This window comes from Runella rosea (assembly GCF_003325355.1).
In the GTDB taxonomy this organism is placed as follows: domain Bacteria; phylum Bacteroidota; class Bacteroidia; order Cytophagales; family Spirosomataceae; genus Runella; species Runella rosea.
The window spans coordinates 1,890,897-1,906,155 of the sequence record NZ_CP030850.1; the positions used below are offsets into that span (position 1 = coordinate 1,890,897).

Consider the following 15,259-nt stretch of genomic DNA (forward strand, 5'->3'; position numbering starts at 1 on the left):
CGCGCATCAGTGTCGCGGTTTCTCAAAACTGCAAGTCTCGTTCTTTTTTCCAATCCTGATATTCTTTCGGCATACAGTGTCCACAGGGTCGGTAACCATGCTGCAATGCCTCTTCTTCGTTCTTAAAAAAAACGCGGTTTTGAGGTTTGAGTCTTTTGCCCGACGCGCAGGTAAGCTGTCCGTAAATTTTTAAGTGACAATTGCCACCAAGACAGATTTCACCCGTACCAATCAACGCTGAAAGCATTCTCAATCGTCCAAAAACATTACGGCCCAACTCTGTGTATTTTCTCATTTTGCGTCATGAAAAATGATTCCAACATTGTAGCGTTGTCCCGCCAATACTTCACTGACACCGTGCCGCATGGCCGTTCGATAGTACCCTTTTGTACCTAAAACGGGTCTAAAATTAGTCGTAAAAACCAGCATTTGACCCTGAGTCGGACGAAGTACAATTGCCTTGGACTGCATTCGGGGGCGCTGTTCGGTCATAACAAATTCGCCGCCTTTGTAGTCTTTTTCGGAGTCAGTTAGAAATAACACCGCTTGAAAAGGGAAATACACTTCTCCGTATAAATCCTGATGCAAGGTATTAAAGTCTCCATTCTTGTATTTAAGAATCAGCGGAGTGGGCCGAAGTTGCCCCTTTTGGTGACATAATTCTAAAAACCTACTGAGCGTTTCGGGATAATGTACAGGAATGCCCAATTTACGCATCCAATCGTTGGCAACGGGAGCCAAATACGGATATAATCCATTGCGAAGTTGGTCGATAACGGCGGGTAGCGGGTATGAAAAATACTTATATTCCCCAAGGCCGAAATTATACCGTTTCATATCAATTACGCTGCGATACGCTTCGGGGGTCTCGTACATTTCAATTAACGCGTGACATACTTCGGGAGACACCACGTCAGAAAAAAAAGCGAAGCCCTTTTGACTCAGTGATTCAATGGCTTCGCTCCAGTTGAGGCTGGAAAGAGGAACTATTGGTTGCATTATTTATCGGTTCTTTTTTCAACAAAAGAACGTGAAAGCCGACAGCCCAACAATCCGTTTCTTGCGGAATGTGTGAAGGTTAGGGACACCCGCTGATTTGGGCCCGAAACACCGCCCCTTGACTTGTATTGAAGCCCGGATTCAGTTCAACAAACCGTTTGGCATCGTAAAGCACATTCGACGTACTTGCCACGCTCGCCGTCGAAACCAGCATTCCTTCTTGCTGGGTACTTGCTCCTGCCACCGTTGGTCCGTTTACCACCCGCTTGGTTTCCACAAAAATATCATCTACGCCCAACTCGTCGCGGCTACCGCTCGTAACAACCTTTCGATAATAACGCCAAAGTAATTGGATGTAAGGCTGATTCATTAGTGCAACAGGCAATTTTACTTCAAATACCGCGCTATCGCCCACAAGCCCCCGATTATACTCTATTACCTGATTACTTTCATTTAACAAATCTACAAAATCCACAATATCGCCGATACGATACTGTAAACGAATCGCATGTTGCTGTGCACCTATTGATTTAGTACGCCCTTTCCACCGAATTATTATTTCACTTTTGTTCTGTGTGCTTAAAGCTAAAATAGCCCCCCCAAGCTTTGCCCCCGGATAACCCGTATTTCCATTATCAGTATTAATAAATGAAACCCCTTCTGCATTTAATCCTTTAATACGGGTTCGTGATGTCAAATTATATAACCCAGTTGTAAAACCAACTATAGCCGAATTAACCCCAGGGTCAGAATCTTCCATATACACAAACTTCATATTAGCTGGACTTGTTCCTGCGGCTGAAACATCCGACCATTCTTTGAAACTATACCCACACGCACCTTCCAAACTTGCCGCTACTGGTACTGGGTTCTCAGAAAGAATCATTACCTCGAAAACCGCCGTATACACAATACCAGGTGTCACGGTCAAAACAGAATCTGTACTGGTTGTTGCATTGTAAGACCAATGTTTAAATTTATAACCTGTTTTTCCGTAAGCCCGCAGTTGTACGGGAATGCCGTTGTAATACCTTCCTGTCCAAGGGTAAGGCGTAGAACTGACGCCGGGCGTCGTTGGTAAAATGTCAATGGTGTTTACTTTCACGTAACCGTGGTCAGGATTAGATACATTGACCGTCAGGTCGTACTGACCGCTGATGCCAAATTTCCCCTGAATCTGTCCTCGTTGATTGTTGGGACGCTGTTGAATAAAATTAATACAGTCGTTGATTTTAGTTAACCACTCGGTGCTACTAGCCAGTGTTTTCCAACGGTCGAGGTGGGCCGGAATTTCGGCGCTGATACCGTCGCGTTTGGCATTGACGAGTTGCGTGAGGTGGGCGGGTAGGAAGGCCGTATTCATCAAATCGGCAAAACGATTGATGAACGCAAACTTAAATGTCTCATTCAGCAATAATTTACCCAACAAAAACCCCGGGCTGCCAACGGTCCCAATGGTTGAGGCAATCGAAAGTCGGTTTTGGGTAGGCTCCGTCATGGCGTGGTCGGTATCGTAGAGGCTCCACCGCCACCGTCCGTCATGACCATAGGCTGCATTGGAGTTGTAGGGAGTTCTCAAACGCCAAAGTTTGATGTTGTTGGGGCCCCAATCCCAGTTGTTGTAGTAAATCTCCGCAATCTCATAATCTATAAAACTCTCCACATCCATTTGGGTCTTAATGTAGTTATAATGCGTCGCGTTGGAGATATTGTTTACGTTGATATAATTGAGCATGGCGTCGTAGTGCTGTGTGTCACCTTCGTCTACCTCCGTCCCTATCACGTCCAGATTGTCGGCATCTACTCCGTATTTTTGGGCATAATAATGCTTATCCTGTCGTTGGCGCAAGTTATGAATGCCCCAATATTCTCCGTTCAAAAACAGAATGGAAGGCCTATACGCCTGAATATCCATCTTCAGGTGTGCCACCGACCCGTGGATGAAAGCATCTTTAAATAATGTTCCCGCATAATCATTCCCCGAATTTCGCAAGATAAACGTTTTGTACTCCGAATAGGGCAAATCAGGAAATATTGAGTTTTCGATGGTTTTATATTGATCGGTGCCGTAGATTCTCAGTGACTTAAACCGATACCCGCGCGACCAACCGCCGTGGATTCGAAGGCCTATATCTTGTTTGTAAACCACCGTATCAGACTCAATAATTTCAAAATGAGATGCTCGTTCGGCCGCTTCGCCCGTTCGGCGGTAGTTGGCAGGATTATCGGTATCGGGGCCTTGATTCGGGTTAGCCAACCGCCAATTATCAAAATCAATCCCGGGTACATAAATCCCGTTGTAGTAATCAAACAATCCATCTTCTTGCGACATGATTGACACCACAGGCAGCGTAAATTTATTGGCTCCACTCGGCGAAAAGAAAAACGAACTCGACGTAATCTCGCTCGGCAATGCCCCAGGCTTCACAGCTATTGCCCTGACAATCTTACCCTTATAGATGGGAGATGCAGGCAAATAATTCAACATTTGACTATGAGTGCTCGCCATCATGCTGATTTTGTTGGGCATACTTGAAGGGTCTACCACCGATATTGAGCTCGTGTATTTGTAGGATTGATAGGTCTGATACAGACTAGGTCCCGGAAATGCATTGCGGTATTCGTAGTTTTGGGGCGTCAGTTTTGTAGAATCGGGCACAGAGCCGTCGATGGTATAATAGATTTTAACGCTTGGGTCGGGATGATTCATGGATAGCATGAACGAGCTGTTATAAAATCCACCTGAATGAGAAAACGCAGGAGCAGCCAACAACTCATTGTAGCTATTGGCCTCAACGTTGGTCGCTCCGGGCGATGCAGGTTTAAAATACTTCAGGCCCACTCCACCGTTGGGCAACCGACCGTAAGAAATATCCATCGGCTGAGGTCCGAACGAAAGGCTATCTATAATCGTAACGCCGTCATCATCCACCAACGCTACCCGCTCTCCATCGGCTGACAGCGAAAAACTCGTGTGGTTAGCCCCCCTTGACACGGTACTGCTCGCCCATATGACCAAGTATCCGTTGGCAGGTACAACCACTTGTCCAGGGGTGGTTGAAAAACGAAATTTCATCAAATTAGAATACGTATCTGTCATGTAAAAACCTGCCAAATCAACGGGGCTACCGCTTGAATTATACAACTCAATCCAATCCGAATATTCGCCAGCATTATCAGTAATGGTATTCTGATTGGAAGCCATCACTTCATTTATTTTCACTTGTGCGCACAGGCTGGTGATATGCAGAAAAAAAATCAATCCAAATAAAAAATGTTTCATAACAAACCTATCTTCAATCTGATTTATTTTTATTAAAAATGCGATGCAATTTTTGGGTTCTCTCATCCAAGTACAGACCATTTTATCAACAGCACAATGGCTATTGACAAAACTATTTTTCATACATAGTTATAATAAATTTGTTCATCGAAGCCGTAGTCAATGGGTTGTTAAGGCTCGAAAAAAACCTCCGAATATATCTGCATGTGTAGGTAAAAATATACCTTTTAACACAGTCAGCTAGATTTTCTAACAAAAAAGGTATCAATAATTACACTTAATCACAATGCATAATTATTTCATTTATTTTAATTTTTATGAAATAATTATCAAACGGTCTTTCTTTTTAAGATACATTTATAATAAAAAATGCATCAAACATTTGAATATACACGTTCTCAATTCGACAAGGCATCATTATTCGTATACTACAATTTCATTTAAGTTAATAAAACAAAATCAGCAAGAGACAAATGGGTCAATTTGCAGCCATATTTGCAGAAGTACAAAAGCAATTAATTATGCGAATAGTAGGCTTACGCACTAAATTGCGATTAGAAAAAAATATTTCTATATAATGGTTGGTTTTTACTTTTAAGCACCCAGAGAAGCGTTTCTATCAAAAAGAACTTGTACTAATAAATATGCCTTTTTCAAACCGTAAAAGCATTAAAAAAACTGAGCAAATTCCCCCTACGGGCAACCATTAATTTGGGCTTGAAACACCGCCCCCTGATTCGTATTAAAGCCTGGATTCAGTTCAATAAAGCGCTTGGCCTCGTACAACACATTCGAACTGCTGCCCACACTCGCCGTCGAAAACAGCACGCCATCACTCACTGTGCTCGCGCCCACTACCGTAGTCCCGCTCAACACCCGTTTGCTCTCCACAAAAATATTATCCAAACCCAACTCGTCGCGATTACCACTCGTGCCGGCCTTGCGATAATAACGCCACAGCAAATACAAATAGGGCTGATTCAACAACGCACTCGGTAAATTTACCCTCAACACCGAACTGCTCCCATTGGCGCCTCGGCTGTATTCAACCAATTGATTATTGGCATCTAATACATCCCTAAATCCTTCTATCTTGTCAATACTATACTGAAGTCGAATCCCATATTCCTGCGCTCCCCTAGATACCGTCCGTCCCGTCCATGTCACACTTACGCTGTCTTTGCCTTCCGTGTTCAACACTAAAAGAGCTCCGCCTAGCTTCGTGCCAGGATAAACCGTTCCGCTACCCGTATTTACAAACGAAACGCCGTTTACGCCCTGACCACGAATCCGCGTGCCGCTCGTCAGGGCATAGCCTCCCGTCGTAAAACCCTTCACTTCCGAGTTTACTCCCGGGTCAACGTCGGCCATGTAAACAAATTTCATGTTCGCTGGAAATGTACCCGCCACCGAACTAGAGGCCCACTCCTGAAAAGAATATCCACAAGAGCCCAACGTCGCGGATACCAAGGCGGGCTCAAAAACTGCCGTATAGCTACGGGCCGAACTCGCCGTAATGGTCTGCACACTGTCGGTCAATATCGTTGCATTATACACCCAATGTTTGAACTTATACCCAAGTTTCGGACGTGCCCGTATCACCACGGGAATCGAATTATCCGACTTATAAAAGTAGCTTCCCGTCCAAGGGTAAGGCGAAGCAGTCACACCCGGAGTACTCGGCAAAATATCAATCGTGTTGACCCGCACGTAACCGTGGGCAGGATTCGACACATTGACCGTCAAGTTGTACTGACCGCTAAGACCAAATTTGTTTCGAATGTGGGTTCGCTGATAGCCAGGGCGGTCTTGCACAAACTTAATACAGCTCGCAATTCGGGTCAGCCATGTTGAACTATCCGTTAAAGTCTTCCAACGTGTAAGATGAGCAGGAATCTCGGCGCTTATCCCATCACGTTTACCCTCAATGAGTTGGCTGATACGATTGGGTAAAAAAGTTGTATTCATTAAATCGGCAAAACGATTTATAAAATCATTCCGAAATGTCTGATTCTGCAATAATCGCGCTAATAAAAAACCGGGGGCAAAAGAATTGCTGGCACCTTCGGATGCGGCAGATAAACGATCTTGTGAAGCATCTGACATCGACAAATCTAAGTCATATAAACTCCATCGCCATCGGCCATCGAGCCCATAAGGTGCTGTCGGTGTGTAGGCTACCTGCCGTCTCCAATACCGGTTATTATTGGTTCCCCAGTCCTGATTGTTATAAAAGATTTCAATAATCTGATAATCTCTAAAATTTTCAACATCCATCTGGGTCTTTACATAATTATAGTTTGTGCTGCTTGTTACTCCATTGTTGTAAATGTAGTTAAGCATCGCATTGTAATGAGTTGCGCTCCCTTCTTCTATCTCCGTATCAATAAGGTCCAAGCTATCTTCATTCACTCCGTATTTCTGAGCGTAATAGTGTTTATCTTGCCGCTGACGCATGTTATGAATACCCCAATATTCACCGTTCAAAAAAAGAATAGCGGGTCGATACGCCTGAATATCAATATTTAAGTGCGCTACCGATTCGTGTGCGAGCGCATCACGAAACAAAGTCGATGTATAATCTTGACCAGAATTTCGTAGGATAAACGTTTTATATTCATCATAGGGCAATTGCGGAAATAAAGGATGCTCAATGGTTTTGTACTGGTCAGTACCGTACAACCGCAGTGACTTAACCCGATAACTTGCCGACGACGATCCGTTTATTCGCAAGCCTACATCCTGTTTGTAAACCACGGTATCAGTCTCAATGATTTCGAAATGAGCAGGTCGCTCAGCCGACTCACCACTCCGATGATAATTAGCGGGACTCGCAGGCCCCGGCGTCTGAGTGGGGTTTGCATTACGCCAATTGTCAAAATCAATCCCCGGTACATAAATCCCATTGTTGTATGAAAATAACCCATCCTCCTGCGACATCACCGACACCACAGGTAGTGTAAACTTATTGACTCCACTCGATGAAAAGAAAAAAGAACTCGACGTGATTTCACTCGTCAAAGCCCCCGCCTTCACCGCCACCGCCCGAACCACCTTCCCCTTATAAAGCGGAGACGTCGGCAAATAACTCAAACTTTGGCTGTGAGTACTGGCTATCGTGCTGATTTTGTTGGGTAAACTCGATGCATCATCCACCGTCAAAGGGCCCGTGTAGCTATATGATTGGTACTGCTTCGTCTGGTTACTGCCTGGATAGTTGTTGCGGTAGGTATAGCTCTGTGGTGTCAAACTCCCCGCCGATGGTACCGACCCATCAGTGGTGTAATAAATACTCACCCCAGCGTCTGGATGACTAATCGTCAAACCAAAACTACTGCTGTAAAACCCGCCTGCATGGGAAAAAACGGGCGGGCTCAACAACTCATCATAACTGTTAGATGCCACATTGGCCGATCCAGGTGTAGGTGCCGTAAAGTACTTCAAACCACTACCTCCGTTGGGCAGCCGACCATAAGATATATCCATCCGTTGGGGGCCAAACGTCAGACTATCCACTATACTCAGGCCATCTGGCATCACCAAAGCTACCCGCTCTCCATCCGCCGACAACGAAAAACTCGTGTGATTCACCCCTCTTGACACCGTACTGCTGGCCCAAATAATCAAGTATCCGTTGGCAGGTACCACCACCTGTCCCGTGGTAGATGTAAATCGAAATTTCTTTAAATTTGAATAATCATCCGTCAGATAATACCCCCCCAAGTCTATCGCAACTCCGCTTGGATTGTGTAGTTCTACCCAATCAGAATATTCCCCCGTGTTGTCAACAAGCGTATTCTCATTCGACGCCATGAGCTCATTAATCTTTACTTGTGCCCTAATAACAGTAGCACTCACCAACACAAGAAGCAGGAGGGTAAAATAGTTTTTCATACGATGTAAGGTTCATTTTTTTCTACGGACAGCCATTAATTTGGGCTCGAAACACCGCCCCTTGGCTCGTATTAAAGCCTGGATTCAGTTCAATAAAGCGCTTGGCCTCGTACAACACATTCGAACTGCTGCCCACACTCGCCGTCGAAAACAATACGCCATCACTCACCGTGCTCGCACCCGCTGCACTAGGCCCGCTCAACACCCGTTTGCTCTCCACAAAAATATTATCCAAACCCAACTCGTCGCGATTACCACTCGTGCCGGCCTTGCGATAATAACGCCACAGCAAATACAAATAGGGCTGATTCAACAACGCACTCGGTAAATTTACCCTCAACACCGAACTGCTCCCATTGGCGCCTCGGCTGTATTCAACCAATTGATTATTGGCATCTAATACATCTCTAAATCCTTCTATCTTGTCAATACTATACTGAAGTCGAATCCCATATTCCTGCGCTCCCCTAGATACCGTCCGTCCCGTCCATGTCACACTTACGCTGTCTTTGCCTTCCGTGTTCAACACTAAAAGAGCTCCGCCTAGCTTCGTGCCAGGATAAACCGTTCCGCTACCCGTATTTACAAACGAAACGCCGTTTACGCCCTGACCACGAATCCGCGTGCCGCTCGTCAGGGCATAGCCTCCCGTCGTAAAACCCTTCACTTCCGAGTTTACTCCCGGGTCAACGTCGGCCATGTAAACAAATTTCATGTTCGCTGGAAATGTACCCGCCACCGAACTAGAGGCCCACTCCTGAAAAGAATATCCACAAGAGCCCAACGTCGCGGATACCAAGGCGGGCTCAAAAACTGCCGTATAGCTACGGGCCGAAGTCGCCGTAATGGTCTGCACGCTGTCGGTCAATATCGTTGCATTATACACCCAATGTTTGAACTTATACCCAAGTTTCGGACGTGCCCGTATCACCACGGGAATCGAATTATCCGACTTATAAAAGTAGCTTCCCGTCCAAGGGTAAGGCGAAGCAGTCACACCCGGAGTACTCGGCAAAATATCAATCGTGTTGACCCGCACGTAACCGTGGGCAGGATTCGACACATTGACCGTCAAGTTGTACTGACCGTTGAGACCAAATTTGCTTTGGATATGGGTTCGCTGATAGCCAGGGCGCTGTTGAAAAAAAAGAACACAATTAGTAATTTTCGACAGCCACGCTGCGCTATCCGATAAGGTTTTCCAACGCTCAAGATGAGCAGGAATCTCAGCGCTTATTCCATTACGTTTTGCTGCAATAAAATCCGTGAGATAAGACGTAGTGAATACTGTATTCATTAAATCGGCAAATCGATTGATAAAATCGTTCCGAAATGACTGATTCTGCAATAACTTTCCCAATAGAAAGCCCGCGTCCCAATAATTTGTAAATGAAGAAGCAATCGACAATCTGTTGTCCGTCCAATTACTAATTGTAGCATCGGCATCATATAAGCTCCAGCGCCATCGACCATCGTGCCCCAAAGGTGCTGATGGATTATAAGGGACTTGCAAACGCCAATATTTAATATTATTGGTTCCCCAATCCTGATTATTGTAAAATATCTCGGTTATCTGATAGTCGCGAAAGCTCTCCACATCCATCTGGGTTTGAACATAATCATAGTGGGTATTGCTTACTACACCATTGGTATTAATATAACTAATCATCGACCTATAGTGAGTAGTAGTGCCCTCTTCAATCTCTTCTCCTATGATGTCCAAGCTATCTTCATTCACTCCGTATTTCTGAGCGTAATAGTGTTTATCTTGCCGCTGACGCATGTTATGAATACCCCAATATTCACCGTTCAAAAAAAGAATAGCGGGTCGATACGCCTGAATATCAATCTTCAAGTGGGCTACGGTTTCATGGACAAGCGCATCCTTAAAATATGTTCCATTGTAATCATTTCCTGCATTCCGCAGGATAAATGTTTTATATTCATCATACGGCAATTGAGGGAACAAAGGGTGCTCAATTGTTTTATATTGATCTGTGCCGTACAACCTCAATGATTTAAATTTAAACCCCCGGGACCAACCACCATTGATACGAATCCCCACATCTTGCTTGTAGACTACCGTATCAGATTCAATAATTTCAAAATGGGATGCCCGTTCGGCAGGCTCGCCTGTGCGTCGATAATTACCCGGACTTCCAAAATCGGGAGTGAGCGAAGGATTTGCATTACGCCAATTGTCAAAATCAATCCCCGGTACATAAATCCCATTGTTGTATGAAAATAACCCATCCTCCTGCGACATCACCGACACCACAGGTAGTGTAAACTTATTGACTCCACTCGATGAAAAGAAAAATGAACTCGACGTGATTTCACTCGTCAAAGCCCCCGCCTTCACCGCCACCGCCCGAACCACCTTCCCCTTATAAAGCGGAGACGTCGGCAAATAACTCAAACTTTGGCTGTGCGTACTGGCTATCGTGCTGATTTTGTTGGGTAAACTCGATGCATCATCCACCGTCAAAGGGCCCGTGTAGCTATATGATTGGTACTGCTTCGTCTGGTTACTGCCTGGATAGTTGTTGCGGTAGGTATAGCTCTGTGGTGTCAAACTCCCCGCCGATGGTACCGACCCATCAGTGGTGTAATAAATACTCACCCCAGCGTCTGGATGACTAATCGTCAAACCAAAACTACTGCTGTAAAACCCGCCTGCATGGGAAAAAACGGGCGGGCTCAACAACTCATCATAACTGTTTGAAACCACATTAGCCGACCCAGGTGTAGGTGCCGTAAAGTACTTCAAACCACTACCTCCGTTGGGCAGCCGACCATAAGATATATCCATCCGTTGGGGACCAAACGTCAGACTGTCCACAATACTCAGGCCATCTGGCATCACCAAAGCTACACGCTCTCCATCCGCCGACAACGAAAAACTCGTGTGATTCGCCCCTCTTGACACCGTACTGCTGGCCCAAATAATCAAGTATCCGTTGGCAGGTACCACCACCTGTCCCGTGGTAGATGTAAATCGAAATTTCTTTAAATTTGAATAATCATCCGTCAGATAATACCCCGCCAAGTCTATCGCAGCTCCGCTTGGATTGTGTAGTTCTACCCAATCAGAATATTCCCCTGTGTTGTCAACAAGCGTATTCTCATTCGACGCCATGAGCTCATTAATCTTTACTTGTGCCCTAATAACAGTAGCACTCACCAACACAAGAAGCAGGAGGGTAAAATATCTTTTCATAGAGCGTAAGAAGCTGAGTTGAGCAATATTCAAAGAAACTCCAACTTATGGGCAACCATTAATTTGGGCTCGAAACACCGCCCCTTGGCTCGTATTAAAGCCTGGATTCAGTTCAATAAAGCGTTTGGCTTCGTACAACACATTCGAACTGCTGCCCACACTCACCGTCGAAAACAATACGCCATCACTCACCGTGCTCGCACCCGCTGCACTAGTCCCGCTCAACACCCGTTGGCTTTCTACGATAATATTGTCCACCCCCAATTCGTCTCGATTACTACTTGAACCATTTTTCTTATAGTATCGCCACAATAACTGAATGTAGGGTTGATTTAATAAAGGTGCAGGCAACTCTACTTCGAATACTGCACTATCTCCTGCTACTCCTCGGCTGTATTCAATAATTTGATTATTGCTATCCAATAGATTGTCGAATGCTAATTGATCTCCAATGCGATATTGTAAACGAATGCCGTATTCACGAGCGCCTACCGCTATTGTTCGTCCCGTCCATTTCACCTTAACTGAACTCTTATCTTGGGTATTCAATGCCAAAATAGCACCGCCCAACTGTCCTCCTGTCCCCGTTGCAGGATACCCAGCATTATTCCCTCCACCTGTATTTATGAAAGAAAACCCCCGGGCATTACGTCCGTTTATTCTCGTAGAACTTGTCAAATTGTAGGCACCATTGGTATAACCTGCTATGGCCGAACTAACCCCTGGGTCGCCATCTGCCATATACACAAATTTCATGTGGGCAGGGGTCGTTCCAGCCGCCGAGGTAGAATCCCACGCGGTTAAACTATACCCGCACGCTTCCAATAGTGCGGCCGTAGGCACTGGATTTTCGGACAATATCGCCGACTCAAAAACCGCCGTATAGCTACGGGCCGAAGTCGCTGTAATGGTCTGTACACTATCGGTCAGTATTGTGGCATTATAGACCCAATGTTTGAACTTATAGCCAGGTTTCGGACGCGCCCGTATCACCACCGAAATAGAGTTATCAGACTTATAAAAGTATTTACCCGTCCAAGGGTAAGGTGAAGCAGTCACCCCAGGGGTTGTTGGCAAAATATCAATCGTGTTGACCCGCACATAACCGTGGTCTGGGTTGGAGACATTGACCGTCAAGTCGTACTGACCAGTCAGACTAAATCGACTCTGAATATGTCCGCGAACAATGGGTGGACGCAGCGAGGCAAACGTAGTCATGAGGTTTACAAAACCCAGCCAAGCCGCATACGTTGAGGGGCGCTGCCAACGGGTAATATTCCCCCTTATTTCTGCATCAATAACATTTTTTTTGGCGTTGATAATCTCCAACAAGCGGGCGGGTTGAAAATGGGTATTAATCAAATCGGCGTAACGGGTAATGAACTGGTTTTTGAACTCAGTATTCTCAATGAGGTATTTATAAGGGTAATCATTTGCACTGGGATTATCGAATTTGGTGAAGTAGTTTTCATTGTACTCTTCAAAACTCAAATCAGTATCGTACAAAGCCCAACGCCAACGGCCATCCTTGCCTTTGCCCTTTGTGGAAGAATAGGGTGTTTTGTACCTCCAATAAGTGATATTCCCAACGGGCCAGTCCCAATTGGCTACGTACAACTCCATGACCGTATAATCAATAAAACTCTCAACATCAATGCGTTCCTTTATATAATTATAGTTTGAGGTGTTAGACATCGTATTATTTTTCATAAAATTGAGCGTAATTCCCCAATGACCCGAATCATCCTCAATTTCGGGCACGTTGTTGTCATTAAAGCCCGTATAATGTTCTATCGAATCCGCATTAATGTTGTAGTGATTGGCATAATGGTACTCGTCGAGGCGTTCCATAAGGTGGTGAATCCCCCAGTATTCACCGTTGATAAACATTACAGAAGGACGAGACTGTTGATTTTCAAAATTCAGTCCTTGGGCCATTTGTGAAATAGATGCATCCCTAAACAACGTTCTTTCGTAGTCATTTCCTGATGTTTTCAACATAAAACGCTTAAAATTGGTAAAGGGAAGCGTAGGCACGAGCGGATAATTAAATTCGGGAGCACCGTAAGCACCGCTGGCATAGAATCGTAGGCTTTTTTTATCAAGATCTCTCGAACCTGAGCCATGTATACGTAGGCCCACATTCTGGCTGAATTTTACACCGTTGGTATCCAGTATTTCAAAATTGACGGGAATTTCGGTAGAGCGATTGTAATTCTTTTCAGTGCCCGACGTGTTAGTTCCGTTCCTATAATCCACAAAATCTTTTCCAGCAACGTAAATTCCGTCGGTATAATCAAAAAGTCGGCTGGGAGTGGTTTGGATAGATATAACCGGAACAGTATATTTTGATAGCCCAGAAGGCGTAAAAAAGTATATTTTAGAGATGATTTCACTCGGCAACTTTCCGGGCACATACACCCTGGCGCGTACGGTCGTTCCTTTATACACTGAGTCGGCCTGCGGTGGAGTATAGCTGTATTTTATCGTGGTCGAAATATTAGAGACGACATTGGGCAGTACGGGCGAATTTCGGTTTATAATGCTGATAGGAGTACCGTTGTACTGATATGACCGGTAGGTATTTGTGTAACTCGGCCCTGCCGTTTGACCCACAAATTCGGGGTATTGATTCTTGTAGGAGTAATTGGTCCCTGCCAAATTTCCACTGCTCGGATCGGAGCCATCGGTGGTATAATAAATGATTCCGCCTGGCTCTGTTGTACTGATAGTCAGCGAAAACGTGCTTGGGTAAAAACCACTTTCAGCCGAAAACACCGGAGATGCGGCCAAACCCGTGTACGCATTCGCCGTAAGATTTACGGTACCCGGCGATGCGGGCGAAAAATACTTAAAAGTAGCCGACCCATTCGGTTCTCTCCCGTAAGAGATATCCCTCCACTGCGGCCCAAACGACAGGCTATCTACAATCGTTGACCCATCGGGCAAAACCAACGCCAATACCTCGCCATCCGCAGAAAGCGAAAAACTCGTGTGTTTTGCACCCCGTGTCACCTCACCGCTAGCCCAGATGATTAAGTAGCCGTTGGCTGGCACCACCACCTGACCCATCGTAGTGATAAAACGAAATTTCATCAAATTGGAGAAATTGTCGGTAATGTAATACCCCGCCAAATCAATCGGGGATGCAGTAGGATTGTACAACTCCAACCAGTCTGAGTAAGCGCCAGCATTATCAGTGATGGTGCTAGCATTGGAGGCCATCAATTCATTGATTTTGATTTGTGCTGACAAAAAAACTGAATAGCACACAAAAATCGAAAGAAGTATAATTTTTTTCATAGGGTTTAATTACGGTGTAGGGTGAAATTTGATGTAAGCTAAAAACAACAGATATTTTCTAGAAATCCAGCTCTTTTTCACACCCAGACCCACTTCTGAATTATCCCAATGATTGCTAACAATAGATTATTCGCCGTTTACTATTCTTAAAACTACAAATCAAAATAGGCGATAAAATAACTTTAGAGAGATTAAAATAGGGTATTTCAAAGTAACCTTAAATTAAAAATAAGAACCAAAAGTTTTAACTTTTACTAAGTATATGTAATAGCCCCCCTGTGTTCATATAAATATCCTTCTTGCTTTCACGTACTCTCGTGATTTAATGTTGATTTCTTATTCGTAAAAATTTATACCCGAACATTTATCAATATATCTCCTTCATTATAAGGCTATAATACATTTTATTATTTAGAGAGCCACAATTATAAAAGTTTATCCTTAGACAAAGCTCAAAATGCCTAAGAATGTGACTGAAAAGTTATCAAACGGTCGATTATTCTTCAGGACTAGTTAAAAGTAGCTAAATAAAAAATTAAATCTTTAATTCTACATGCCTT

At 44.6% G+C, this 15,259-nt stretch carries 6 protein-coding genes; all 6 read right to left on the reverse strand.

Annotated features, from left to right (window positions below; genetic code table 11):
- Window positions 1-22: 22 nt before the first annotated feature.
- The gene (locus DR864_RS08120; RefSeq protein ID WP_114066489.1) at window positions 23-295 is read right to left on the reverse strand and encodes an Ada metal-binding domain-containing protein; all 273 of its coding nucleotides are present in this window, start codon (window positions 293-295) and stop codon (window positions 23-25) included.
- Window positions 292-999 carry a 2OG-Fe(II) oxygenase gene (locus DR864_RS08125; RefSeq protein ID WP_114066490.1) on the reverse strand — a complete coding sequence of 236 codons (708 nt, stop codon included), beginning with the start codon at window positions 997-999 and terminating at the stop codon, window positions 292-294. The genes DR864_RS08120 and DR864_RS08125 overlap by 4 nt, the downstream gene beginning before the upstream one ends.
- Window positions 1,000-1,078: 79 nt before the next feature.
- Window positions 1,079-4,282 carry a CotH kinase family protein gene (locus tag DR864_RS08130; RefSeq protein ID WP_162793643.1) on the reverse strand — a complete coding sequence of 1,068 codons (3,204 nt, stop codon included), beginning with the start codon at window positions 4,280-4,282 and terminating at the stop codon, window positions 1,079-1,081.
- A 693-nt stretch (window positions 4,283-4,975) separates the two neighbouring features.
- Complete coding sequence (locus tag DR864_RS08135; protein ID WP_114066492.1) at window positions 4,976-8,176, reverse strand: CotH kinase family protein; 3,201 nt, start codon at window positions 8,174-8,176, stop codon at window positions 4,976-4,978.
- 22 nt (window positions 8,177-8,198) lie between these two features.
- Window positions 8,199-11,396: a CotH kinase family protein gene (locus DR864_RS08140; RefSeq protein ID WP_114066493.1), complete on the reverse strand. Its 3,198-nt coding sequence runs from the start codon at window positions 11,394-11,396 to the stop codon at window positions 8,199-8,201.
- Window positions 11,397-11,441: 45 nt separating this feature from the next.
- Window positions 11,442-14,699: a CotH kinase family protein gene (locus DR864_RS08145; RefSeq protein WP_114066494.1), complete on the reverse strand. Its 3,258-nt coding sequence runs from the start codon at window positions 14,697-14,699 to the stop codon at window positions 11,442-11,444.
- Window positions 14,700-15,259 lie beyond the last annotated feature (560 nt).

Bases quoted from the DNA above. Each gene is read 5' to 3' on its own strand.
- DR864_RS08120 (WP_114066489.1), bottom strand. From the start codon at position 295: ATGAGAAAATACACAGAGTTGGGCCGTAATGTTTTTGGACGATTGAGA.
- DR864_RS08125 (WP_114066490.1), bottom strand. From the start codon at position 999: ATGCAACCAATAGTTCCTCTTTCCAGCCTCAACTGGAGCGAAGCCATT.
- DR864_RS08130 (WP_162793643.1), bottom strand. From the start codon at position 4,282: ATGAAACATTTTTTATTTGGATTGATTTTTTTTCTGCATATCACCAGC.
- DR864_RS08135 (WP_114066492.1), bottom strand. From the start codon at position 8,176: ATGAAAAACTATTTTACCCTCCTGCTTCTTGTGTTGGTGAGTGCTACT.
- DR864_RS08140 (WP_114066493.1), bottom strand. From the start codon at position 11,396: ATGAAAAGATATTTTACCCTCCTGCTTCTTGTGTTGGTGAGTGCTACT.
- DR864_RS08145 (WP_114066494.1), bottom strand. From the start codon at position 14,699: ATGAAAAAAATTATACTTCTTTCGATTTTTGTGTGCTATTCAGTTTTT.